The organism is Pontibacter oryzae (genome assembly GCF_003576375.1).
GTDB classification, from domain to species: domain Bacteria; phylum Bacteroidota; class Bacteroidia; order Cytophagales; family Hymenobacteraceae; genus Pontibacter; species Pontibacter oryzae.
Genome location: NZ_QWGE01000004.1, coordinates 247012 through 272002, shown reverse-complemented (window position 1 = coordinate 272002; position 24991 = coordinate 247012). Strand labels below are relative to the sequence as shown.

24 protein-coding genes and 1 riboswitch are annotated in these 24991 nt (G+C 48.6%); of the genes, 17 read left to right on the top strand and 7 right to left on the bottom strand.

Translation table 11 applies throughout. The features are described from left to right. Nucleotides 1-187: 187 nt before the first annotated feature. Complete coding sequence (locus D1627_RS13540; protein ID WP_119432789.1) at nucleotides 188-2659, bottom strand: TonB-dependent receptor; 2472 nt, start codon at nucleotides 2657-2659, stop codon at nucleotides 188-190. 60 nt (nucleotides 2660-2719) lie between these two features. Continuing rightward, a riboswitch (TPP riboswitch) is annotated at nucleotides 2720-2817 on the bottom strand. Nucleotides 2818-3046: 229 nt separating this feature from the next. Here D1627_RS13540 and D1627_RS13535 point away from each other — a divergent pair. Beyond that, complete coding sequence (locus D1627_RS13535; protein ID WP_119432788.1) at nucleotides 3047-3295, top strand: hypothetical protein; 249 nt, start codon at nucleotides 3047-3049, stop codon at nucleotides 3293-3295. Nucleotides 3296-3377: 82 nt separating this feature from the next. Here the strand turns inward: D1627_RS13535 and D1627_RS13530 are convergent, their stop codons facing one another. Together D1627_RS13530 and D1627_RS13525 are read right to left on the bottom strand one after the other, a co-directional pair. Then, a complete protein-coding gene (locus D1627_RS13530) occupies nucleotides 3378-4253 on the bottom strand; it encodes an aldose 1-epimerase family protein (protein WP_119432787.1) in 876 nt (291 codons plus the stop codon). Between the two features lie 6 nt (nucleotides 4254-4259). After that, nucleotides 4260-4787: an AAA family ATPase gene (locus D1627_RS13525; protein WP_119432786.1), complete on the bottom strand. Its 528-nt coding sequence runs from the start codon at nucleotides 4785-4787 to the stop codon at nucleotides 4260-4262. A 215-nt stretch (nucleotides 4788-5002) separates the two neighbouring features. Here D1627_RS13525 and D1627_RS13520 point away from each other — a divergent pair, with 215 nt between their 5' ends. Next, nucleotides 5003-5410 (top strand): hypothetical protein, encoded by a 408-nt coding sequence (locus D1627_RS13520; RefSeq protein WP_119432785.1) that lies wholly within the window; start codon nucleotides 5003-5005, stop codon nucleotides 5408-5410. 15 nt (nucleotides 5411-5425) lie between these two features. Here D1627_RS13520 and D1627_RS18370 read toward each other — a convergent pair whose 3' ends face one another. After that, nucleotides 5426-5602, bottom strand: a complete 177-nt coding sequence (locus D1627_RS18370; protein ID WP_158607187.1) for a hypothetical protein — start codon at nucleotides 5600-5602, stop codon at nucleotides 5426-5428. Nucleotides 5603-5722: 120 nt separating this feature from the next. Next, the gene (gene pnuC, locus D1627_RS13515) at nucleotides 5723-6340 is read right to left on the bottom strand and encodes a nicotinamide riboside transporter PnuC (protein ID WP_119432784.1); all 618 of its coding nucleotides are present in this window, start codon (nucleotides 6338-6340) and stop codon (nucleotides 5723-5725) included. A gap of 120 nt (nucleotides 6341-6460) precedes the next feature. Between pnuC and D1627_RS13510 the strand changes: the two genes are divergently transcribed. The 9 genes from D1627_RS13510 to D1627_RS13465 all read left to right on the top strand — a co-directional run bounded on the left by D1627_RS13510 (nucleotide 6461) and on the right by D1627_RS13465 (nucleotide 17033). Beyond that, nucleotides 6461-6778, top strand: a complete 318-nt coding sequence (locus D1627_RS13510) for a rhodanese-like domain-containing protein (protein ID WP_119432783.1) — start codon at nucleotides 6461-6463, stop codon at nucleotides 6776-6778. 206 nt (nucleotides 6779-6984) lie between these two features. Next, nucleotides 6985-8454, top strand: a complete 1470-nt coding sequence (gene guaB, locus D1627_RS13505) for an IMP dehydrogenase (protein WP_119432782.1) — start codon at nucleotides 6985-6987, stop codon at nucleotides 8452-8454. A gap of 251 nt (nucleotides 8455-8705) precedes the next feature. Next, nucleotides 8706-10766, top strand: coding sequence for a GAF domain-containing SpoIIE family protein phosphatase (locus D1627_RS13495; RefSeq protein ID WP_119432780.1), 2061 nt, complete (start codon nucleotides 8706-8708; stop codon nucleotides 10764-10766). Between the two features lie 27 nt (nucleotides 10767-10793). After that, nucleotides 10794-11132, top strand: coding sequence for an STAS domain-containing protein (locus tag D1627_RS13490; RefSeq protein WP_119432779.1), 339 nt, complete (start codon nucleotides 10794-10796; stop codon nucleotides 11130-11132). Beyond that, nucleotides 11125-11535 carry an ATP-binding protein gene (locus D1627_RS13485; RefSeq protein WP_119432778.1) on the top strand — a complete coding sequence of 137 codons (411 nt, stop codon included), beginning with the start codon at nucleotides 11125-11127 and terminating at the stop codon, nucleotides 11533-11535. Before D1627_RS13490 ends, D1627_RS13485 begins: the two co-directional genes overlap by 8 nt. A 166-nt stretch (nucleotides 11536-11701) precedes the next feature. Continuing rightward, nucleotides 11702-14002 carry a peptidylprolyl isomerase gene (locus D1627_RS13480; protein ID WP_119432777.1) on the top strand — a complete coding sequence of 767 codons (2301 nt, stop codon included), beginning with the start codon at nucleotides 11702-11704 and terminating at the stop codon, nucleotides 14000-14002. Between the two features lie 96 nt (nucleotides 14003-14098). Further along, the gene (locus D1627_RS13475) at nucleotides 14099-15466 is read left to right on the top strand and encodes a peptidylprolyl isomerase (protein ID WP_233555630.1); all 1368 of its coding nucleotides are present in this window, start codon (nucleotides 14099-14101) and stop codon (nucleotides 15464-15466) included. Nucleotides 15467-15473: 7 nt separating this feature from the next. After that, the gene (locus tag D1627_RS13470) at nucleotides 15474-16439 is read left to right on the top strand and encodes an AAA family ATPase (RefSeq protein WP_119432776.1); all 966 of its coding nucleotides are present in this window, start codon (nucleotides 15474-15476) and stop codon (nucleotides 16437-16439) included. A gap of 165 nt (nucleotides 16440-16604) precedes the next feature. Further along, nucleotides 16605-17033 (top strand): hypothetical protein, encoded by a 429-nt coding sequence (locus D1627_RS13465; RefSeq protein WP_119432775.1) that lies wholly within the window; start codon nucleotides 16605-16607, stop codon nucleotides 17031-17033. Between the two features lie 87 nt (nucleotides 17034-17120). Here D1627_RS13465 and D1627_RS13460 read toward each other — a convergent pair whose 3' ends face one another. Continuing rightward, a complete protein-coding gene (locus tag D1627_RS13460; RefSeq protein WP_119432774.1) occupies nucleotides 17121-17984 on the bottom strand; it encodes an SDR family NAD(P)-dependent oxidoreductase in 864 nt (287 codons plus the stop codon). Nucleotides 17985-18150: 166 nt separating this feature from the next. On the opposite strand from D1627_RS13460, the gene D1627_RS13455 reads away from it, so the two are divergent. After that, nucleotides 18151-18783, top strand: a complete 633-nt coding sequence (locus D1627_RS13455; RefSeq protein WP_119432773.1) for a GNAT family N-acetyltransferase — start codon at nucleotides 18151-18153, stop codon at nucleotides 18781-18783. A 15-nt stretch (nucleotides 18784-18798) separates the two neighbouring features. Here the strand turns inward: D1627_RS13455 and D1627_RS13450 are convergent, their stop codons facing one another. Then, entirely contained in the window at nucleotides 18799-19950 is a 1152-nt protein-coding gene (locus tag D1627_RS13450; RefSeq protein ID WP_233555629.1) for a hypothetical protein, read from the bottom strand. Between the two features lie 160 nt (nucleotides 19951-20110). On the opposite strand from D1627_RS13450, the gene recA reads away from it, so the two are divergent. The 5 genes from recA to D1627_RS13425 all read left to right on the top strand — a co-directional run bounded on the left by recA (nucleotide 20111) and on the right by D1627_RS13425 (nucleotide 24985). Further along, on the top strand, nucleotides 20111-21154 hold the full coding sequence (recA, locus tag D1627_RS13445) for a recombinase RecA (RefSeq protein WP_119432772.1): 1044 nt from the start codon (nucleotides 20111-20113) through the stop codon (nucleotides 21152-21154). Between the two features lie 183 nt (nucleotides 21155-21337). Next, on the top strand, nucleotides 21338-22147 hold the full coding sequence (locus tag D1627_RS13440) for a DUF3108 domain-containing protein (RefSeq protein WP_119432771.1): 810 nt from the start codon (nucleotides 21338-21340) through the stop codon (nucleotides 22145-22147). A 240-nt stretch (nucleotides 22148-22387) separates the two neighbouring features. Next, nucleotides 22388-23077: a response regulator transcription factor gene (locus tag D1627_RS13435; RefSeq protein WP_119432770.1), complete on the top strand. Its 690-nt coding sequence runs from the start codon at nucleotides 22388-22390 to the stop codon at nucleotides 23075-23077. A gap of 3 nt (nucleotides 23078-23080) precedes the next feature. Then, on the top strand, nucleotides 23081-24118 hold the full coding sequence (locus tag D1627_RS13430) for a sensor histidine kinase (protein WP_119432769.1): 1038 nt from the start codon (nucleotides 23081-23083) through the stop codon (nucleotides 24116-24118). Between the two features lie 156 nt (nucleotides 24119-24274). Further along, nucleotides 24275-24985 carry an RluA family pseudouridine synthase gene (locus tag D1627_RS13425; RefSeq protein WP_119432768.1) on the top strand — a complete coding sequence of 237 codons (711 nt, stop codon included), beginning with the start codon at nucleotides 24275-24277 and terminating at the stop codon, nucleotides 24983-24985. Nucleotides 24986-24991 lie beyond the last annotated feature (6 nt).

Below are 24991 nucleotides of genomic sequence, written 5' to 3'. Positions count from 1 at the left end.
GCTAGAATTATCATTTTATACTTGCTGCTATTTCAAAAATCTATTTTATACTTTCAACACTCACCCGGAAACCAATTGGTTCAGGCATCTCTTAAAGTATAAACCTTTATGCGCTTACGAACCCCCGATACAAAAAAGAGCCCCGCTGATTGGGCGGGGCTCTTCTATAAAACTTAAGACAAATGCTTTAGAACTTTAGCCCCACTGAAGCCAAGAAATTACGCGTTGCCTGTGGGTAATAGAAATTCTCGGTTACAGTGCCGCCAGCCACATAGCTATACGTATAGCCGTTGGCCGCGTAGCGTTCGTTAAATACATTGCTCACCAGCAGGCCAAGCTCAAGCTCCTTCAACACATTATTTATGCTGATCGTGTAGCGGAAACGAAGGTCGCCAACTTCGTAAGAAGGTATTGTTCGATCTTCGTTCTCGGTATTATCGAGGTACTGCTTACTCACAGATTTGTAGATGAAAGCGGCACGCAGTCCTTTGAGCACTTCTACCTCTAGTTGCGTGCTGGTAACAAGGTCCGGAGAAAAGGCAATGGTCGTTTCGGTATAGTCGTTGCGCAACTGTCCGCCATTGTCATAGTCATCAATAAACTCGCTGAAGTTTTTGACCTTATTCTGGCTGTAGGCAATGTTGCTACGCAGGCTGGCACGCGCACCCATTTGCAACGCACCGGCTAGCTCTAAACCTTGTCTATAGCTCTTGTCGATGTTTGTACGTGTATAGGCGCCTACATCGTTTATCTGGCCAGTTACCACTAACTGGTTTTTATAATTCATGTAGTAAAGGTTAGCCTCCACATTTGCCGTAAGGTTTTGGCCTAAAAGCTGACCTGCAGCAAACGCGCCGCGGTAGCCGGCCTCTACGTTATATAATGTTTCGTGCTTGGGGCGGCTGCTAGGTGTTGATTCCGTAAAGTCGTCGCGCACTGGCTCGCGGTTACCCACGGCAAAGGAAGTATACAACTGGTGCCCGGGGTTTAAAGTATAGCTTAAGCCAGCCTTTGGGTTCACGAACGTGAAGTCAGCGTTTTGGGTGATGTTCTCGCCATCGTTATCAAACCCAAGAAACTGGTAATCAACGGTACGCACCTGCAGGTCTCCGAAAACACTCAGGGCATCGGTCAGGTTGTAGCTTGCTTTGGCAAATACGTTAAAATCAGTTTTCTCAGCATCGTTGTCGTAATACCTGTCGCGGAGGTTGGAGGTTGATGCATAGCGCGCCCAGATAACTTCGCCGAAATGCGCTCCTTCATACCTGTTCCAGGCACCGCCTAAGGTTGCACTCAGCCTTGAGGTCGGGTTATACTGCAGGGCAAACGTAGCACCGTAAAAGTCGTTATCGAGCCAGCGCCGACGGACAATGTCTGAGGTTTCAATCGTTTCCCCACCGATTTCTACGTTCGGCAAACCGTAGTCTGCCAGGTCATCATCTGCCCTGAATTGCTCGTAGTAGCCACGGCCATAGGTGTAATGCAAGGCTCCCGAAAAGCTCAGGCCAGGCATTAAATCATGCGATAAATGCAGCTGGTAATGGTCCTGCTGATAGTTATCCGTTTCGTTATCATAAGTATAGTAGTTATACTTTCTTCCTGCACTTAGCAGGTTATCTCTGTCGCTGCCTTCAATCCAGTTACGATCGATATAATCCTGCAAATCCTGAGCGTTGCCATACACTAGGGCTTCAGGTGTACCGTACCATGCTTGATAGGTCTTCTCCTGCCCCGAAAAAGTGACAAACTTTAGAGAGGTTTTATCGCCGTAGTAGCCACCCGAAAAGTAGAAGGATTTTAGGTCAGAGGATGCACGGTCTATATAGCCGTCTGATTTAATACGCGACAAGCGGCCATCAAACGCAAACTTGCCATTGATCAGGCCAGTGCCGAAGCGCACATTGTTCTTCCAGGTATCGAAAGAGCCGTAGCTGTTATCGGTTTCGGCATAGGCCTCGCGGCGCACCTGCTGCGTCTGGATGTTTATACTTGCCCCGAAGGCTCCTGCACCGTTTGTAGATGTTCCTACCCCGCGCTGCACCTGAATATCCTGTACCGAGGAGGAAAAATCCGGCATGTTCACGAAGAATGTGCCATGGCTCTCTGAGTCGTTTATCGGGATGCCGTTTACCGTTACGTTAATGCGCGTAATATCGGAACCCCGGATGCGGATACCGGTATAGCCCACACCCGCACCAGCATCAGAGTTAACCACCACTGATGGTGTTTGCTCCAGCAAGTATGGCAGGTCCTGGCCAAAGTTGCGTTCTTCCAACTCCTCGCGGGTTACGTTGGTAAAGGTTGTTCCTGTTCTTTCGTCGGCGCGGGTGGCCTGCACCACTACCTCGCTTGCCTGCAGTGCTTTTTGGCGCAGCGAGATTGTCAGGTTGGTATCTTGGCGGAAATTTACGTTAACGCGCTGCTCCTCAAACCCTACATAGCTAACTTTTAGCGTGTAAGAGCCGGCTGGCAGGTTCTGGAAGGAGAATGTGCCGCCCGGACCAGTGGTACTTCCTGTGCTTGTGCGCTCTAGCACAACAGTTGCTCCGGCTAAACCTTCTCCTGTAGTGGCTTGCTGCACGCGCCCATTCAGGGTGTACTGTGCCCACAATTGCAACGGCACCATAAATGCCACCAGTGCCATCAAAAATTTACTCATGTTTGTAAAAGAGATAAAATAGTGAAACAAACAGACATGCCAGGGGCTAGCAGCCTGCAAAAATGTTTCCCGTACCGTTCCCTTCGCCGGCATTACCCGGATCAGGTTCAATGGGTATGATCTCAGCCCGTTATTATAAGGCACCCCTAAGTAGCAGCAAAGGTAGTCTTCTTTGTTTATCAAACAAAAGAAGGATTATTTATACTCCGCCAAAGCACGACATAAACCTGTTAAAAGCATGCTAAAAATTGTGTACAGCGGATAACCCCTTCAGCCAAAAGTACGTTCTAAAACATATTAAGGCACCTTAGTTCTTACTTGCAGAGGGTGAGGATTTTAGCCTTGCAGAGAGATCCGCAGAAGTTGAATTATTAACAGAGAACCGCGATGATGATCAGCATATTATACACTGTAGCACTTTTATCTATATTGGCATACTATGCCTTTTCCCCACGTACCCGATTCAATCGCCCGCCATCCACTGACAATGATGACGACGGTGGGGAACCACTCGGCGATGACCTGCCAGACCTGGATCTGCCACCGGGCATTTCGCTGCCGATAAATGATTTTGAGCCGCGTTATGATTTCAGAAAAATTAACGTACCCAAGTTTCCGGAGCCGTCGCTGCATTGAGTGTAACTAAGGGCCATAACAAGAAGCCCCGGCATGTAGCTACATGCCGGGGCTTCTTGTTGCAGATAAGTTTGAAGCGTACCTACAACACCGTAATCGAGAAAGTTCGAGCAAAGTTTTGGCCGGGAGCCAATTTGTTAATCCCCTCTTTTTCGGCCAACTCACCGCTCTCGCCTACCCTGCCTGCAATGCCGCACCAAGGCTCTAGGCATACATAACGCGGGTTATCAGGCTTTGCCCAAATGCCCAAGTATGGAAACCCCTCAAAATCAAGCTCTATACGGCGTGGGTTTTTATGGCTACCCAGCACTACACGCTCTGATTGCAGGTTTTTAAGTATGATGGCATCTTTTGTAAAATAATCGGGGGCGAGCGCCAACATATCGCCGTTCTGCAGAATTTGCTCTGTCTCGCCGGTTTGCAACCCTTCCGAATTGATCAAGTGGCGGTGCAAGTTTTCTTCTTTCTCGAATGAGATGAAATAGTCCTCGTACGCCTCGCCAGGATGAAATGGCACATTAAAGCCCGGGTGGCCACCTACCGAGAAATACAGAGCCCGAGCATCAGTATTTGTAACGTGATACGTGATAGAAAGCTTGTTCCATTCCAAGGTATAGGCAATCAAGAACCGAAACTTAAACGGATACTGTTTTAGCGTCTCCTCATCTTCGGTTAGCTCAAATACAAGTTTGTCGTCCTTTTGGTCCACCAGTTTGAACTCCTTGCGGCGTGCAAAACCATGGCGTTTCATCTCAAAAGTCTCATTCTCAAAATTGTACTTTTGCGCCGGCAATTCTCCCACTATTGGAAAAAGGTTTGGCGCATGCCCAGCCCATACTTCTGGGTCTGCCTGCCAGATCAGCTCCAGGTTTTCGTCTTTTTTAATAAAGTGGTGCAGTTCGGCACCTAAGGTATCGACACCTATTTTGTAGTTTTCGTTTTCTAGAAAGTATAACATGCTATGCTATTTTGCTTGATAGTTTTGGAGGAATTCTGATACATGCTGCCTGGCTTGCTCCAACCGCTCCTGCTGCAAACCCTTAACCTCCACAAAGGGCACCTTCATGGTTTGGAGTTCTTGTTTGTACCAGTCATAGAAGAACTGACGTAGATGCGGGTGCTCGCGCTGCGGGTCAGGCTCCCAGGGCAAATCAACGCCCATTAACAGGCAAAGGTTGTAGTCTTGCTGCCGTAATTCATGTTCTATCCAGGCAGGGCAATGGCCAAAGGCATGCTCGCTCCATATCTTAATTACAAGTAAGTCGGTGTCTGAAAACAAAACTTTATTTGCCTGTGGCTCCAGTTCACGCTCCAGCTCCAGTTGCCCGCGTGCAATTGCCTCTATGTCCTGTAAAGTATACTCGCGGCCCAGGTTACCAATGTAGCTGCGCGCATACTCCGGCACCCAAACAGTGCCGAATTGCGCTGCCAGATAAGCTGCCACAGTAGACTTGCCTGTCGACTCCGGGCCAGTTATTGCAATTTTTATCATTCCTTAAAGCGCTGCTTGTGCCTGTTCTAATAACCAAAGATAAGTATAGCAATTGTAGAATTGGCTTACACTTTGTATAACTGCTTATAAAACCACAGGGCTTCAGTAACGATACAATAAGTATAGCCGCCGAAATAACACGCTGCATCAACCTCTCTGGATGCTAAAGCTCGTTAGTCGCGCTTACGCGAAAGCCTATTTAACGCTACCAACCGATGAAGAAAGAATTGCGAAACAACCAAGATGAAGTTTTTTTTACGCTTGAGCTGGATACTACTAATCGCTGGCTCCGAGGCAGCTGGTATGGCCCCGTAACGATAGAGCAAGTTAAGAAAGGCGCATTAATGTATGTAGAGCACCTGCAGCGAACGCCATACTCTAAAATACTGAACGACTTACGCTATTTTAAGGGCTCTTTTCTAGACGCGAACGAGTGGATAGAGCGTGTATGCCTGCCTCCAGCCGTTCAGGCCGGACTAACTTGTTTTGTACACTTGGTATCGGAAGATTTTGAGGATAAGCTTTCTGTGGAGGATTTTTGCAGGCGCTCTAAAGATAATTTCAGGGCGGTAATCTGCGATGCCGAAGAGGAGGCCGTAGAATGGCTGAGAGGCTGCCGGTAGGGCAGCCTCTCAGGCTTAATTATCAGAAAAGCTGTAATCGTAAAAATTATAGACTTCTACTATTTTAGGCTTAGGTTCTCCAAATTGCTTCAGGAAAACAAACTTGGGGCTTTCGTCAGGAGACTCATACCCCCACTTCATCCGATTCTCAAACTTGAGTTCATCGGGTAACTCCAGTTTACGTTGTTTCATGGTGCTGCCTTGTTAGTGGTTAAACAAACTACGTCCAAACGGGGTCGCAGCAATGGTTGGTAATTACATTTACGCTTTATAGCCGTAACTGGATTTAGACTACAAAAGGATAAAGTATAATTATGCCATAACACTTGGCGCTGGCTGCTTCATCTCTTTTTTCCAGTTAACATAGCCCTGAATGCATAGCAACAGGAAAACAGCGTACAGAAAGCTGGTAAGGTATAGTTCTTTGTATGCGTAAACTCCTACATACACAACATCCACTACTAACCAAACAATCCAATTTTCAAGTTGCTTCTTGGCCATCATCCAATACCCTATCAGGCTAACGGCCGTTGTAGCCGAATCGGTATAAGATAGGTCCGCATCCGTATAATTGTCCAGAAAGTAGCCTAGCCCCAGCGTGAAAAGTATACCTGCACCGGACAGGATCATGATCTCCTTTTTAGATACGTGCCCTATCTTTCGTTCGGAATGGTTACGGCCGCCATACAGCCACATATACCACCCGTACAGGCTCGTAAAGAAATAAAACACATTCAGCCCCATATCGGCATACAAGCGTGCATCCCAGAACACAAGCACATACATCGCAACGCTTACGATGCCTGCTGGCCACGTCCAGATGCTGGGCTTGGCCGCCAGCCAAACGCCTAGAATGCCTGCCAGCACTCCCGTAACCTCAATCAGGCTCATGCCCTTAACTGCTTCAATTATACTTGACCATATTTCCATTGCTGCAATTTACACGCCAAACATACGCTTGTAAACAAAAGCTTGCTTAATTTTGAAAACACAACGTAACCAAAGCTTGTTTAAGCCGCTAAAACTATACCTGCATTACAGCGCAAAACCATGGACGAGATTACAGCACAAGAACTGAAGGCAAGGCTTTCGCATAGCAGCCGCATACAACTGGTGGATGTGCGCGAGCCAGAGGAGTTTGAGATATGCAACCTAGGCGGTGAGCTTATTCCGCTGGGCGATCTGCCTAAGCAGTCGGCGCGCGTGCGGCGCGATATACCGGTAGTGGTTATCTGCCACCATGGTTTCCGGAGTGCGCAAGCTATAAATTACCTTACCCAGCGGCTTGGCTACGAGAACCTGCTAAACTTGAAAGGAGGCATACATGCCTGGGCTACGCAAGTAGACCCTAGCATGGCGCAATATTAAGCCATCCGCAGAAAGCAAGATGCTGGCGCTTGGAACCAGCTTATACTTGCGCCTCAGCCTTCAGCAGCAAGTATAAGCTAGGATTTTATAGTTTCTCAAGGGGCTAGCCCGTTGAACTTCAAAAAAATAAACAGCCTGTTTGCATAATTATCCATTTATATTTCTGTAACTTTACGCGGCAAATAATAACCCCTAATTTATTTGCCATGCTCTCCGATCAGTCTAAGATTTTATTTGAGGCACTGACTTACGACGACGTGCTGCTCCTCCCGGCTTACTCCGAGGTGCTTCCTCACCAAACCGATACTTCCTCACAACTTACACGCAACATTCGCATAAACATTCCGCTTATTTCGGCTGCCATGGACACCGTAACCGAAGCTGATTTGGCTATTGCGATGGCACAGGAAGGCGGTATCGGCATTATCCATAAAAACATGTCGATCAAGAAACAAGCGGAACAGGTGCGCAAGGTAAAGCGCTCTGAAAGCGGCATGATCCTGGACCCGATCACCCTGAACGAAAAAGCCACCCTAGGCGACGCCGTGCAGATAATGACCGAGAACAAGATAGGCGGTATCCCGATTGTGAACGACGAAGGCCGACTAACAGGCATTATCACAAACCGCGACCTGCGTTTCCAGAAAGACCTGACGCAGCCTGTTTCTGATATCATGACGCGCCAGAACCTGATTACCGCCAACAAAGGTACTGACCTGGCCAAGGCCGAAGACATACTGCAAGAGTATAAAATTGAGAAACTTCCTGTAGTAGATGAGCACGGGAAACTAGCCGGCTTAATTACTTACAAAGATATCCTAAAGAAGAAAGACCGCCCTTTTGCCTGCAAAGACGAATATGGCCGCTTGCGCGTAGGCGCCGCCGTTGGAGTAACCCCTGACGTGCTGGACCGCGTGAAGGCCCTGGTAGATGCTGGCGTAGATGTTATCAGCGTTGATACTGCCCACGGCCACTCAAAAGGCGTGCTGGAGGCTGTTAGGCGCATCAAAACCGAATTCCCGAACATTGACCTGATTGCCGGCAACATTGCCACTGCCGAAGGCGCAAAGGCGCTGGCCGATGCTGGTGCCGATGCCGTAAAAGTGGGTGTTGGCCCGGGCAGTATCTGTACCACCCGCGTTATTGCAGGTATAGGCGTGCCGCAACTCTCTGCTGTTATGGAAGCCGCGCGCGGCCTGGAGGGCACCGGCGTCCCGGTTATTGCCGATGGTGGCGTGAAGTTCTCCGGTGATGTGGTAAAAGCATTGGCTGGGGGCGCAAGCACCATCATGATCGGTTCTTTGCTGGCAGGCACAGAGGAAGCCCCAGGCGAGGTCATCATCTACGAAGGACGTAAGTTTAAGACGTACCGCGGCATGGGCTCTGTAGAGGCCATGGAAGAAGGCTCAAAAGACCGTTACTTCCAGGGCAACGAGAAAGACGCTAAGAAGCTAGTGCCCGAAGGCATTGTGGGCCGCGTGCCTTACAAAGGCTTCGTAAGCGAAGTAATATACCAAATGGTTGGTGGCATTAAAGCTGGTATGGGCTATTGCGGCACTGCCAGCATCAGCGACCTGTGGAATGCCAAAATGGTGAAGATCAGCGGCGCTGGCCTGCGCGAGAGCCACCCGCACGATGTACAGATTATGCGTGAGGCACCAAACTATAGCCGCTAAGCACAACCTGTATCACTTCAACATAAAGGGCCGCCGGATAACATAGTTCTGGCGGCCCTTTATGTTAACCCATAAGTTCTGGTAGTAATAAAAGCTAACCAACTTTAACCGTTTTACGTTATGCAAGGTGATTTTCTCAAACAGGTGTAACGCTTTAGGCATAGAGCCAAAAAAATTCTTACCTTTCACCATAGAATCAGCCGGGAGAATCCGAATCGATTGCTGCTTAATAAAAGACGGATATCCGTTTTATGCTATACAAAACCAACGCAAAATCTTTATTGGCAATTTCTGGACTCATCAGTTGGCTGTTGTTGCTTGCTTATGTCTTGCTCAACGCTGAAAGCCTGCTGTCCGGCAACGGCGTGCCTAAATTTGCGTTCCCGTTTTTTTCCAACCTGTTAATCGTGGTGTTCATCGTGTCGGTGTTTCTGTTTCAGCGCATCCAGACCGAAACCTTAAAAGGCATAGATTTTATTGGCTATCTCTGGAACCTGTTTTCCAAAGCTGGGGTGGCGGCATACTTAAGCGTGGCGCTTTACTTGGGCTACCGGGTGTATACCAATTACATTGGCAAGGAATCTGTCTTGCTGATGCACCTGGTTTACCAGATCAACTTTGGTCTGCTGGTGCTTTTCCTGGCAAAGGCTTTTTACATCTGGCGGCAGTTGCTGCTCTATCACAAAAATAAGTTCCTGCAGATTGCCTGGGATTGGTTTGAGATATTGCTTGCAGCCACGCTCCTGCTCACCGTCTTTAACTTTAACTACACCAGCTACATTTTCCTGCCGCTGCTGGCACTGATGGGTTTTTACATCCTTTTCCTGTGCACTAACATGAAGTGGGTGGCCTATCTTACCTTCAACAACAAGAGCCGCTCGCTGGTGCTGCTGGGTGCCATACTTCTCAGCTGCTATATCTTCTTCAGGTTTTTCAAGAACACAGCCGATAGCCCGGAGCTTGCCATTGATTATTCTGATGTTGGCTTCCTGCTGATAGCCATGCTTTTTGTGACCTTGTACACGCTAGCCGCCTTTCTGGTATCGCTATTTAGTTTACCGACTTCCGGTGTGTTTGAGCAGAAAAGCGAGGACCTGCTTAATTTCCAGCGCCTGAGCCAGTCAATACAGCAAGGCCAAAGCGAGACGCAAGTATATAACATGCTCTTTGAGAGTACGATCAAGGCTGCCGATGCCAGCGCCGCTTGGTTTGAGCTGACTCGAGCTGGAGGCGAGCCCCAGGCAGCCCACTTGCTTAACATTAACCAAGACCAGATTTCACGTATACGTCACCTTTTGCTGGCTTATAACATCCTGAACATCGATTACATCAACAATAACCTGAACCGCAACCCCGGCTTTCGGGAGCTCATGCTGCCTTGGAAATCGATGGCCATACTTCCCATAAAAACAACCAAGCACCTTTCCGGTGTTTTATACTTGCTTAAAGATATTGAGGGCGGTTTTGACCGAGAGACAGTGAACGTGTTGCGCACGTTTACCAGCCAAACCACATTAACTATCGAAAACCTGCGCCTTGTAAACGAATCGCTCCAGAACGAGCGTTATAAGGAAGAGCTAAAGATCGCCACACAAGTACAGGAAAGCCTCATCCCGAAAACATTCCCTACGGATAGCTGGTTTGAGATAAGCACGCATGCCGTGGCAGCCAAAGAGGTTGGTGGTGATTTTTATGATTTCCTGCAGCTAAGCGAGTCGCGCATTGCCATTATTATCGGCGATGTTTCGGGCAAAGGTATTTCGGCGGCTTTCCATATGGCTCAGATGAAAGGGATTTTCCATGGCTTGATGCAGCAGGATATGGCCCCAAGCGAGTTTATGAAGCAGGCTAACAGCGCTCTGAGCCGCTGCCTGGAGCGAACCTCTTTCATAACTTCTGCGCTATATATAATCGATTACCGTATGAAGGGCTTTATGTTTGCACGTGCCGGCCATTGCCATACGCTATACTACAACTCCATGATGGATGATGTTTTCTACTTTCAGACCGATGGTTTGGGGCTAGGCATTATCCGCGACAAGAGTTACGCTAACCACGTCCGGGAAATGTATTATGACTATAACCCCGAGGATGTGATGGTGATATACACCGACGGCATTGTGGAGGCGCGTAACGCTAATAACGATGAGTATGGCGAAGACCGGTTATTATATATGTTAAAGCAAACATATCACCTCGAAGCAGAAGATATTAAATGGGCCATCATAAACGACCTACAGGATTTTACCGGCCCCGGTAACTTGTATGACGACCAGACGCTGCTGGTAATTAAGTTCAAGCCCTCAACCTAAGAAATGATTAAGCCGTAAAGTATGCCAATGAAAATTACACAAGAAATTAAAGACAGCACCGTCATCATGACCCTGGACGGTGAGCTGGACGCAAGCTCTTCCGTACTTTTAGACGAGGAGTTATCTGATCCAGAGATTATGAAGTACAGCAAGATTCTGGTAGATTGCCAGAACCTGCACTATATTTCTTCTGCCGGTCTGGGTGTTTTTATTTCACACCTGCAGCGCTTCGAGGATGCACAGATCAAGCTTATCTTCTTTAACATGCAGGATAAGGTAAGAAACGTGTTCGAAATCCTAGGCCTCGACCTGCTGATGACCATCGTTTCTGATTACGAGGAAGCAAGGACCATTGCAAATGAATAATTCGATTCGGGTAAATTGTACTAAAAAAAACCTGAAGCTGATACGGGACTTCGTGACGGAGTATCTGAAAGCACTTGCGCTTTCGGATATTCTCATGAACCAGATCGTGCTGGCAGTGGATGAGATATGCGCTAACCTTATCATCCATGCCAATCACGAGGATCCCGCCAAATACCTTACACTCACAATCCATAACCTAAGCGGCCAGATTAAGTTTGAGATTGCCGATAACGGCGTGGCTTTCCAACGCACGAACTACAAAGAGCCGGATATACAGGAGCACATCCGGCTGGGCAAGAAAGGCGGCGTAGGCATTGCGCTCGTTAACCGGATTATGGATAAAGTGGAGTTTACAACCAATGGCTCTCAAAACACCTGCCTGCTCTACAAGAAAATCAATTAAGCGCCCCGCGTATACTTTACCAGCGCAATAACCGTTATCCGGGAACAAAAGCTTTTGCAATTGTATTATGGTGATAGTTTTTGACTTATCTGTCAGAAATTTTAACTAAAATTGCATACCCTGATCCAGAATCAGCCAAAGAAACAGTTTTGCTCTAATTTAACTTATGCGCAGCAACCAACTACTTGCAGCGGTAGCCGCCCTGGCCATAGCCGGCTGCACCGCCACCAAGAAGACCGACAGCAAAGAACCCGCAATCGCTACGCTTGGCTCCCAACCCATTTCTCTAACCGAGTTCCGCTATGTGTATGAGAAAAACAATAGCGGCAACGATGATGCGTACACCCGCCAAAGCCTTAGCGAGTACCTGGACCTTTACACCAATTTCAAGCTAAAAGTAATAGAGGCCGAAAAGCGTGGCCTCGATACAACCATGGCTTTTAAGCGTGAGCTGGAAGGCTATAAGGAGCAACTGGCCCAGCCATATTTAACGGAAAAAAGCGTAACCGACCAGCTAGTGCGTGAGGCCTACGAACGCATGAAGCAGGAGGTTAACGCCTCGCATATACTAATCTCTGTTGCGCCAGATGCAGCTCCTGAAGATACACTGGCTGCTTACAACCAAAGTATGAAACTGCGCCAGCGTGCGCAAAACGGGGAAGACTTCGGCAAATTGGCCCAGGAGTTTTCGCAAGACCCTTCTGCGGCCGAGAATAAAGGCAGCCTGGGTTATTTCACTGCCTTGCAAATGGTTTATCCATTTGAGGATGCCGCATACAAAACGGCTGTGGGACAAATCTCTATGCCGGTGCGCACCCGTTTTGGCTATCATCTGATAAAGGTAAATAACAAGCGCGAAGCTCGTGGCGAGGCAAAAGTAGCCCACATTATGGTTCGCTCCACGCCTGGCGCCCCCGCAGCCGACTCCTTGGCGGCAAAGCAACGGGCCGAAGCTATCTTTAAGCGTGTGCAAAAAGGCGAAGACTGGACTAAACTTGCCGCCGAATTCTCTGAGGATGCCAATTCTGCCGCCAATGGCGGTGAGTTGCCTTGGTTTGGCACCGGCCGCATGATTCCGTCTTTCGAGGAGGCCGCCTTCGGTTTGCAGAAACCCGGAGATGTATCCAAACCGGTTTATACGCCTTACGGATGGCATATTATCAAGCTTGCGGAAAAGCGCAACCTGTCTCCTTACGAGGAAATGGAGCAGTACCTGCGCAACAAAATAGCAAAGGATTCTCGCTCCGAGCTTAATAAAACAGCCTTCCTGAAACGCATAAAGCATGAAAACAGCTTTATAGAAAGCGCCGAGACAAAAGCCACCGCTATGGCTGCGGCCACAGACGAGTTACTGCAAGGCAAATGGCGCTTCAATGCGGATGATAAAACACTGAAGCAAACCCTTTTCACAATACAGGGCAAACCTTATACTATTGGTGAGTTTTATACTTATGCGCAAGAGCAGCAGCGGCCACGCGCCACTGGTTCTGCCACACATGCCATGAACGTGCTCTACAACAACTTTGTAGAGAGTAAGCTGGTAGAGTATGAAAGAAACAACCTGGCCAATAAGTATACCGATTACCGCATGCTGGTGCAGGAGTACCACGATGGCATACTACTTTTCCAACTGATGGATGAGAAAGTATGGTCCAAAGCAGTGGAAGACTCTGTAGGCCTGCGCAACTACTTTAACCAGAACCGCGACAAGTATAAATGGGCCGAGCGTGCCGATGCTATTGTTATCAGTGCAGCCAATAAGGAATTGCTGCAGCAAGCGCAGCAACAGCTAGCCACACGCCGCTACCCGATTTCCTTTGGTAAACTTACCGATGTGCTCTTTACTCAGAACAAAGCAGAACTGAGCGCTGAAGGCAAAGCTAAACTGAAAGAGCTGGCGAACATGCTGCAAAACAACCAGGACCTTTCCCTGGATGTAAACGGCCACACCGATGCCCGCGAGAACGCTAAACTGGCAGAAGCCCGTGCAGCTGCGGCTACAGCATATTTAAAGGAGCAAGGTGCACCTACCGCCCAAATCACCAGTAACAGCCTTGGCAAGAGCAAGCAAGCCGGCCCAGACAATACAGAAACTGGCCGCCGCCGCAACCGCCGTGTATCGTTCACACTTTATACTTCTGAACTGGCTGCGTTGGCAGATAACCTGAATAAGAAGAACCCGCTGGATGTGCAGATCACCGAAAAGAAATTTCAGCACGGTGAGAACAAAGCCTTGGATACCATAGACTGGAAAGCAGGTAGCTATACTTTGCAGCAAAACGGGCGCGAGTACCTGATACTTATTAAAGATGTGCTACCTCCGGCTCAAAAAGAACTCAGCGAAGTGCGTGGCCAAGCTATATCAGATTATCAGAACTACCTGGAGGAGCAGTGGGTGCAGGAATTACGCGCCAAGTACCCTGTACAGATTAAAGATAGCGAGGTAGAGAAACTTGTTCAGAAATAAGCGCCCAGAAGCCTTTTGCCCCGCTTTTCGGGTAATCTCAGAATAAAGAAGTAAATTGTGCGTTGATTTTCAGCGTAAGTATAAAAAATTACAACCTTGAAAAAGATTCATCATTTTGCCACTTCGGCCTTTGCGGCACTTTGCCTCATCGTATTTTCTGCCACGGCTTTTGCCCAGGCACCTGTGCAGCGCCAGGTGGATGGCATTATAGCCAAGGTAGATAACCATATTATTTTGCGCTCCGACCTGGAGTTTGGATACTTGCAGTACCTAGCCCAATCTAAGCAACAGCCTAGCGAAGATTTGAAATGCCAAATTTTCACATCGCTGCTGCAGGACAAACTGTTGCTTGCCCGCGCAGAGATAGACTCTGTAGTAGTGGAAGAAGGCACTGTTACCGGCCAGCTAAACCAGCGTATCGAGTACCTGGCCAGCCAGGTGGGCGGCACCGACCGTCTAGAGCAATACTATAATAAAAGCCTGAAACAGCTCAAAGACGAGCTTCGCAAGACAGTCCGTGAGCAGCTGGTTATGGAGCAAATGCAGCGCAACATCACCGGAAAAGTAAGTGTAACCCCAAACGAAATTAAGAGATACTTTAATGCCATCCCAAAAGACAGCCTGCCATACTTCTCAACGGAGGTAGAAATCGGGCAGATTGTAAATTTTGCAGAGATTGGCCGCGAGCAAAAGCAGGAGGCACGCCAAAAACTGGAAAAGCTGCGCGAGCGTATACTTGCCGGTGAGGATTTTGCCACGTTGGCCCGCCAGTATTCGCAAGACCCGGGTTCTGCACAGGCAGGCGGTGAACTAGGCTTTTTTAAGAAGAAAGAACTGGTGCCAGAGTATGAAGCAGCAGCTTTACGCCTCGAGCCAGGCGGCATCTCAAACGTTATCGAGTCGCAGTTTGGCTTCCACCTGATACAGTTGATCGAGCGCCGTGGCCAAGAGTTTAACACGCGCCACATCCTAATTAAGCCGGCAACAGCTACTGTAGATGTGGCCGCTGCTGCCGAAGACCTGGAAAAAGTGCGCGAGCTAATCCAAAGCGACAGCCTGACCTTTGCGCAGGCCGCCAAAGAGTACTCAGACGATAAAGGAACAAAGGACAATGGCGGTATGATAACCAGCCGCTCCACGGGTGCCACCTACATCACCATGGACCAGGTTGACCCAGCCATCTTCTTCGTGATTGATACGATGCAGGTAGGCGAGGTTTCAAAGCCGGTCCCATTTACAACACCCGACGGGCAGGAGGCGATGCGCATCATCTACCTGAAATCGAAGACTACGCCGCACTTGGCCAACCTGACGGATGATTACCAGAAAATAGCTAATGCTGCTCTTGCCCAAAAGCGCAGCAAAGCCGTAAGCGAATGGTTCGCCAAGAACATCGGCACCGTATACATCGAAGTAGACCCGGAGTACCAGGATTGCAGCGGGCTCCAACAACTAACGCAATAAGCAAAACATGACGCAGTTCACCTCTGACAAAGAAGCAGCCGACGCCCTGCACCACTCCTACCAGGAGCTGACATCCGAGATCTCAAAAGTAATTGTAGGGCAGGACGATGTAGTAAGGCTAGTGCTTACAGCTGTTTTTTGTCAGGGGCACTGTTTGTTGGTAGGCGTGCCGGGTTTGGCTAAAACCCTTCTTATCCAGACGATAGCCTCTACGCTGGACATGAGCTTTAACCGGGTGCAGTTCACACCCGACCTAATGCCCTCCGACATTGTAGGCGCGGAAACACTGGATAAAGACCGAAATTTCCGGTTTGTGACAGGGCCCATCTTCGCCAATATTGTTTTGGCTGACGAGATTAACCGCACGCCGCCCAAAACCCAGGCAGCACTGCTTGAGGCCATGCAGGAGCACTCCGTAACGGTAGCAGGCCGCAAGTATGATTTGCCAAAGCCTTTCTTCGTGCTGGCTACCCAAAACCCGATTGAGCAGGAAGGAACATACCCCTTGCCGGAAGCGCAGCTGGACCGTTTCATGTTCAACATCACGTTGGGTTACCCAAGCTACGAGTCGGAGTTGCAGATTGTAAAAAACACGACGGGCGCAGCCGTAAGCCAACTCCGCAAGATCCTGCACGCCGATGATATACTTGCCTTTCAGCAATTGGTGCGCCGCGTGCCGGTAACTGATAACGTGGTAGAGTATGCTGTGCAACTGGTGCATAAAACCCGCCCCAACATGCCTATGGCCTCCAAGCAGGCCAACCAGTTCCTGGAGTGGGGCGCTGGCCCAAGAGCCTCGCAGCACCTGATTGTGGGTGCCAAGTGCAACGCCATCCTTAACGGCAAGTATAGCCCCGACATTGAGGACGTGCAGGCCGTAGCCATGCCAATTCTGCGCCACCGCATTGTGCGCAACTTTAAAGCAGAGGCAGAAGGCATTACTGAGGAGCAACTGATCGGGGAGCTTCTTTAAGCTTTCGCCCGGGTGCCAGGCAAAAGTATACTTCACCGTTTATACTTCAGCTGCGGACCTGCATTCTTACGCTCCGGCAATTTATACATCAAACATTTTAGCAATCCTTGCAAAATGGTGTAATTTTGCACCTTCATTATTTTTTCACATTACCCAAAAAGCTCTATGGAAGCGGCTGCTTTATTCTTTCGCTTTAAGGATAACCTGGCTACGATAGCCGGCGCACTTAACAGCAAGCTCGAAATTCGCTCTATGCCTTACAACACGTCTATTCCGCTGGAAGTAGACCTGTTGGCAGATGTGCTAAGATTGCACGGCCTTGACTTCTCCTCATCTACCCCTGGCGCTGCCCGCCTGTTCGATTTTCAGCAGTGGTATGCCCAAAACGAGGAAAAAGTGAACGAAGTGATGCACCGCGTGCTGGAAGATAAGAAAGCCTATATCAAAACAGCCACTGGCACTGTGCTACAGAAAGAAATGCTGTACCGCCGCCTCGAGTACTTCAAGGAAACGGCTCATACTTTGGAGGTAATGATGATACAGCAGAACCTGCACAGCCCGAAGCATTTCAACTACCCGTTCCTGAACGCGTAAAGTATAAACTGCCAGATAGCGGTTTACTAGACATAAAAGGCCAGCTCCTCTGATAGAAGCTGGCCTTCTTTTTTTCGTTTACTTGAGCTATTTCCGGACAGAAGTATGGCTGTCTTTAGAATGCTTGAGTATTAGCTCTCCGTCTGGTTGTTTTTTCATACTTTCTGAAGCCTGGTCTCCGGCCGGGCCTTTGGCAATAAGCGTACCGCCATCCACCGGAAAAATGGCTCCCGTTACATACGATGCCTCATCCGAGGCCAGGAACAAGTATACATTCGCTACTTCCTCTGGCGTGCCGCGCCGCCCCATTAAAGTGCCTTTGGTAACCATCTGCTCCATTTGAGCATCCATCGGGCCGGTTTCTTTGTGCGTCCAGCCAGTGTCGATCGGGCCTGGGGCTACGATGTTGCAGCGCACCCCATTCTGCGCCTGCTCTGCGGCAAGCCCTTTGGTAAACGCGTGTATAAAGCCTTTGGTACCCCCATACGGTGCGTTTTGGGCAATACCCAGTGCACCAGACTCAGAGCCAGCACTCACAATGTTTCCCTTGGTCTTCTGAAGCTCGGGCAGCGCCGCCTTGCTCATGGCAAAGGCCGTCCGGATGTTGTTTTTCAGAAGGTAATCAAAGGCTTCTTCCGAGAACTCACTGAGCAGGTTTGTCTCCGGGAAAGTGCCTGCATTATTCACCAGCACATCCAACTTACCATATTGTTTCACGGCCAGCTCCACGCAACTTTCGGCTACTGCCAACACCGACAGGTCTCCGGTAAACGGAATGGCATCGCCTCCCTCCTGCTGTATTTCCTTGGCAACGTCTTCCACAGGGTCTTCGGGCAGGCCGGCCACTACTACGCTGGCTCCCTCGCGGGCAAACTTCTTACATATCGCTTCGCCTATGCCTGAGCCCCCACCCGTTACGATGGCTACTTTTCCTTCAAGTCTTTTTTTCATTTGTTTTCAGTTATTAAGATTGCATCAGTACAACAGTTACTTGTAACGACAAATATCGCTGGTAGTTGATGAAAGTCTGATTTTGGAGCGGGCCTGCACGTTTTATGGCGGTTAGCGTAAGAGAAAGCAACGGCATGACTTTTTACACGCTTACCCCCTTATACCTATGAGTTACCTATACAACACGCAACCTGATGCTTTCGAGAAGCAGCTAACCACGCACAACCTCATCCTACGCCCTTATCAGGATGGTGATGAAAGCGATTTTATGCGCCTGCTGCAAGAGAATACCGCCTATCTGGCGCCCGCTTTTTCGGGTAGGCTGGCTAGGGTACGCGCCCTGGATGATGCCCGCACGCAAGTGCAGCAATTAAGCACCGACTGGGATAACCGCCGCAGCTTCGACTTTGGCGTATGGCTGAAAAACGATAACAGTTACATCGGCGACATCGCCCTGAAAAACCTGGACCGTTCTGTGCCAAAGGCTGAGCTGGGTTTATACTTTACGGCATGGCCTGCCACTAAAAGCCTGGCGCAAGAAGCCTTGGAGGAAGTGATACAGTTTGCCTTTCGGGCTTTAAAGATGAACAAAGTATACCTGCGTTGCACAGCGGCCAACGAGAGCTTTGGCAGGCTGGCAGAGCGCTGCGGTTTTCAGAAAGAGGGCATACTCCGCTGCGACTACCGGGGCGCCGATTCAGAAGAGTTGCTGGACCTGAGCTATTACGGCTTCACGCGCCACGATTTTGAGGAGAAGCAGGAGCAGCAGCACGAACAGAACTCTACCGCCATTGCCTGATCTATACGTTGCTTGCTACTTTCTTGGCCTGGCCAGGAAGAAATCGGTGTTAAAGTTTAGGTAAAGGCCGCTCGCAAACTCCAGCTTGGGGTTCTGGAAATCCAGCACCGGCTCCAGGCGCATGGTCAGGCTCAGGTTTTCAGCCAAATTATAATCCCTCATTAACCTTAGTATGAGCAATTCACGCTCTTTCTCTTGGTAATCGGGGTACTTAAACGTGGTAGAGCCAGACTGGTACAGCTTTCCGCCCAGTTCGGTCACATACCCTTTGCCACGCCAGTAACTCAGCATTACATCCTGGTACTTGGTGTCGGCGCCAATGTTAACGTATACACCGTGCCCCTGCCTAAAAGCAAGTTGCTTCTCATTCGAAAAATCCTTGTAACTTACCAGGTAGTTTTTGGTGTAGAGGCGGTGCAAAAACATTCGGTCATACTTCTTCTCCACCTCTACGCCAATAGCGGCATTAGCCAGTGTAGTGAGCGGCAGCTCCGAGGCATCGATCTGTCCGCCTTTGTGCTGCGCGGTAAATTGCACTGGCAGAGTTACCCGCAGGCTGTCTGCCGGGTGCTGTTCCCCTTGGCGCTGCAGCAAAAGTATAGCCAGGGCCGCGCCGCCGTTTATCTGTTCCTGGTCGTTTTCCCCGCGGTACAGCATATTGGCCCAGTCTACCCAGGCATCTAGCTTTAAACTATTGATATTAACTTTATATTGTACACCATGCTCAAGCCTGTTGGTGACCAGGCGTTCAAAATCATAGAGAGGCTCAATGTAGCCATGGTTCAGGTTGCCCTCAAGCGTACCGAACAGCAGCTCCCATTGCTGCTTTTTTACTTTGATGGTGAAAGTGGGGGTAATGTCCTCGTAACCTGCTGTGCCAAAGTCTTTCCATAGCAAAACCCCCGCCTGAATAATAACGTCTTTAGAGGGTTGGTAGCTGACACTTGGCTGCAATTGATAGCCAAACAAAGTATAGCCGTCAGCGATTTTATTGAAGTACTCGTTGTTCTTCATAAAGCCAAGCGCCTGCACGTTTATCCTAATTTCATTAGCATTTTCTTCTTTTAAAGGGATGCTCTGGAGCAATGCCCGGTTAGTTACCTGCGCATCAGAAAAGTGGCTAACTATCAAGAAAATCAGCAGAAAAAAAACTTTCAGAATACGCATAAAAAAGAGAGAAGTATGGGACAAAAAGCGATAAAGCTGTGTTATAATCAGACGGCGCCAATCAGCTAAAATAATTAGCAAAATACTTGCAAACTATTTTGCAGATTGCCTCCTAATTCGTAATTTCACCTTCAATATAAAGCTAATTAATAAAACACACATGAGCGTAAGCAACGAAAAACTAAAGGCCTTGCAGCTGACCATGGACAAGCTTGACAAAACCTACGGTAAAGGCACCGTAATGAAGTTGAGCGACAACAAGGTAGAGGACATCCCAGCTATCTCGACTGGTTCGCTAGGCCTTGATATTGCTTTAGGTATAGGCGGTTTGCCGCGCGGCCGTGTCGTAGAAATCTATGGCCCGGAATCATCTGGTAAAACTACGCTTACCATGCACTGCATTGCCGAAGCACAGCGTAAAGGCGGCTTGGCAGCGTTTATAGATGCAGAGCACGCATTTGACCGAATATACGCCCAGAAATTAGGCATTGACACAGAGAACTTATTAATATCTCAGCCAGACAATGGCGAGCAGGCACTTGAAATTGCCGACCACCTGATCCGCTCCGGCGCTATTGACATTATCGTGATTGACTCCGTGGCCGCCCTCGTACCGAAAGGCGAACTTGAAGGCGACATGGGTGATAGCAAAATGGGTTTGCAGGCACGCTTGATGTCGCAGGCGCTTCGTAAGCTTACAGGTACTATCAACAAAACCGGATGTACTTGTATCTTTATTAACCAGTTGCGCGAGAAAATTGGTGTAATGTTCGGCAACCCTGAAACAACTACCGGTGGTAATGCCTTGAAATTCTACGCTTCCGTACGTTTGGATATCCGCCGTATTGGCCAGATCAAGGAAAGCGCAGACAACATTACAGGTAACCGCACCCGCGTTAAGGTTGTAAAGAACAAAGTAGCGCCTCCATTTAAAGTTGTTGAGTTCGACATTATGTATGGCGAGGGTATCTCCAAAGTAGGCGAAATTCTTGACCTTGGTGTTGAGCTGGGCATCGTGAACAAATCAGGTTCTTGGTTCTCTTATAACGGCGATAAGCTGGGCCAGGGCCGCGACGGCGTGAAGCAGATCCTGCTTGACAACCCTGAGCTGATGGAAGAGATAGAAGGCAAGATCAGAGCGATTGTGAAAGGCGAGCCGGAGAAAGTTGCCGCTGCCCTGGATGACGCCGCTGCTGCTGAATGAACTTTATTCCCTAATCTGAAGTAATAAAAAAGGTGCTACTATGGGTAGCACCTTTTTTATTATATTGCTTGCAATGAGTTGATTAGCAAACTCATATTTTATAACTTAAGTTTTGAGATACAGTTGGTACAAAACTTGATTAAAACCAAGTAACATAACTGAAAATCATAACCGAAGGCACATATGAATAAGTTTATTCCTCCCATCCTTATACTCACACTTATATTAGTTGGCTTTGTTAGTAAAGAAAGCATGCGCCAGTTGCCAAACGACAGCTTTGGCACCGGCGAAGTTTTGAAGTATAAAGTACACTACGGCCCCATCACGGCTGCAGAAGCTGTGATAGACATATCTCCGAGCCTCCACCGCGTAAATAATCGCCCTTGCTATAAAGCCACTGTTACAGGAAAAACCAATGGCTCTTTCGACCTGTTTCTGCGCATCCGCGATACCTGGCAATCTTACATTGATACGGCAGCTATAGTGCCGCAGCGGTCTTTCAGAAACATAGAAGAGGGCAGCTATCGCAAAAGCGAAACTGTAGACTTTGACCATTATAGCAACAAGGCACATGTAGAGAAAAAGAAAAAGTCTAAAAACGTTGAGAAGAAAACCTACAAGGTAACCGACAACGTGCAGGATATTGTAAGCGGCTTCTACTACCTGCGCACCCTGAACTACGACCGCATGCGCGTTGGAGACAAAACTACCGTACAGGGCTTCTTTGATGAGGAGAGCTTTAAAATGGAGGTTGAGTACCGTGGCCGCGAAGTGGTGAATACTAAAGCCGGCGACATCAAGGCAATTAAGCTTGTGCCGCGTATGCCGAAGAACGAGATGTTTGATGGTGAAAACTCCATTACCGTTTACCTCTCAGATGACAAGAATAAAATACCTGTACTGATAAAAGCAGAAATGTTTGTCGGCTCTGTAAAAGTCAATTTGTACGATTACAAAAACCTGAAGAACGAGCTCGTGTTAGCACGCAACTAAATTATAAAAGCCAGCCATGATGCTGGCTTTTTTTATGCCTCAGCAGCAGCGCCCTTACCTAAGAATGTTAAGAAAACATTATGATTGGAATGCCTCAACTTAAATTGCCATAATGTATGATATATTTGTAAAGGAAAATAAGTAGTGCTTTTGGCAATATTGCTGCAGGTTAAAATATGGAAAGCGCTCCAAAGCGCTGGACACAACCCGACCTTTACCATATACTAATCCCATTATATCGTGCAAACTGCATCAAGTTACAAGATCTTAGTAGTAGACGATGATCCGGACATCGTAGAGTTACTGCAATACAACCTTGCCCGCGAAGGCTACGAGGTAACAACAGCCGACAATGGCAAAAAAGCAATCGACACTGCTGCACAAATAAAGCCAGATGTGATTCTGATGGACGTGATGATGCCTGTGATGGATGGTATCGCTGCTTGCCGCCACTTACGCGAGATGCCTGATTTCCGACAGACACACATCATTTTCCTCACGGCCCGCTCAGAGGAATTCTCAGAAGTGGCCGCTTTCGAGGCTGGTGCCGATGATTTTATTAATAAGCCCATAAAGCCCCGTGCCTTACTAAGTCGCTTGGCCGCTTTTGCCCGCCGCGATGCGCAGCAGGAAGAAGAAGATAAAGTAATCGAGGCAGGTGACCTGCGCATAGACCGAACCAGCTTTGCCGTGTACAAAGGCGAGCAGAAAATTACCCTTCCAAAAAAAGAGTTTGAATTACTGGCCTTTTTAGCTGCTACTCCCAACAAGGTTTTCAGCCGCGAGGAGCTATTGAACAACGTTTGGGGAAACGATGTTTATGTAATTGCCCGCACTGTAGATGTACACATCCGCAAGGTTCGTGAGAAAATCGGCGAAGATAACATCAAAACCATTAAAGGCGTGGGCTACAAGTTCAACACCGACTGATAAATGAATTTCAATTCCCGTACGCTTGCCCTTTTAACATCATTGGCGGTAGCAGTTGTGCTCACCGCCTTTCTTGCTTTAGCCAGCTACTTCTCATCGCATGGCCTAATGGTGGCACTAGTAATAGTGTTTGTAAGCTGCTTTATACTTGTGCATTTCTCCTACGAGGCGCTTGTGTTTAAAGAGGTGAAAAATGTATACTCCAGCCTGGAAAAAATAAAGCGCCAGGATTTTAGGAAGGCAGAGAGCCGCTCCAGTTTCTCGGCTGACCCGCTGATGAAAATAAAGGAAGATATTTATATGATTGCAGAGCGCAAGCAGCAGGAAATTGACGAGCTGAAACGCCTCCAATCAATGCGCCGCGAGTTTTTGGCCGATGTTTCGCATGAGTTGAAAACACCTATTTTTGCTGCTCAGGGTTTTATCCATACCCTGCTGGATGGCGCCATGGACGACCCAAACGTGCGGGAGCGATTTTTGCAGAAAGCAGCTAAAAGCTTAGATGGACTCGATGTGCTGGTGCAGGACCTGATCAGTATCTCGCAGTTTGAGAAAGGCGTCGTGAAGATGGCCAAGCGTAACTTTGATGTGGCCCAGTTGGTGCGTGAAGTTGCCGAGCAATTGGAGCAGAAAGCGGCACAACACGAGATAACGCTGCACGTAGAAGCCAGCCCTGATGAGCAGATCATGCTTTTTGCAGACCCAAACCGTATCCGGCAGGTGTTTACCAACCTGATTGACAATGCCATAAAGTATGGCCGCAAAGGAGGCAACATTTGGGTGATGTTTGATGAGGGAAAGAAGAAGTATATCATCACCGTAAAAGACGATGGCAAAGGCATAGGCCAGGAACACATTAACCGCATTTTCGAGCGCTTTTACCGCATCGATAAAAGCCGCGCCCGCGACACTTCCAGCACTGGACTGGGCCTGGCCATCTGCAAGCACATCATCGAGGCGCACCGCTCCATCATCGCCGTGAAAAGCGAGGTGGGCAAGGGAACAACCTTGCGCTTTAAACTACAGAAGGCTAAGAGTTAAATTGCTGGATCGTTGAGCTACTAAATTGTTTGTCTTCGGATGCCTCGGATCGCCCCGACAATTTAACAATTGAGCAATCAAACAATTATATTAAGTATCTTTGCAGCGCGCGCAGCTCAGCAGTAGAGGCAGCGCCTGAACAAAGTATAAATACACATGAAATACCCGGTTTTTAAAGACCTGATCATATTTGAAAACGAGGATTATATAGTAGTAAACAAGCCGCCTTTTCTGGCAACCCTAGAGGACCGCACGCCGAATACTACCAACCTCCTGAAGATTGCCAAACAGTATAACCCTGAGTTGCAAGCCTGCCACCGCCTGGATAAAGACACCTCCGGATGCCTAGTGTTTGCTAAGAATGCGGCGGCTTACCGCCATGTAGCCATGCAGTTCGAGGCCCGTGAAGTGTACAAAGTATACCATGCCGTAGCCTGGGGCACGCACCAGTTTGAGGAGCAGCTCGTAAACCGTTCTATAGTTGCCAGCGCAAAAGGTGTGGCCAAGCTAGCGCCGCAGGGCAAGCCCGCCGAAACATACTTCAACACCCTGGAAACCTATGCCCGTCACACGTTGGTGGAGTGCCTCCCGGTAACTGGCCGCCTGCACCAGATACGCATACATCTCGCCTTTTTGGGTGCGCCTATTGTAGGTGATGCCTTGTATGGCGGCGAGCAAGTATACCTGAGCAGCCTGAAGCGTGGCTTTAACCTGAAGAAAAACACTGAGGAGCTGCCCTTGATCAAGCGCTTTGCCCTGCACTCGTTTAACATTGGCTTTGTGCTGCTAAACGGTGAACCCGTTAAAATAGAAGCTCCTTACCCTAAGGATTTTGCCGTGCTGGTAAAGCAATTAAGAACGCATTAAGCTTTA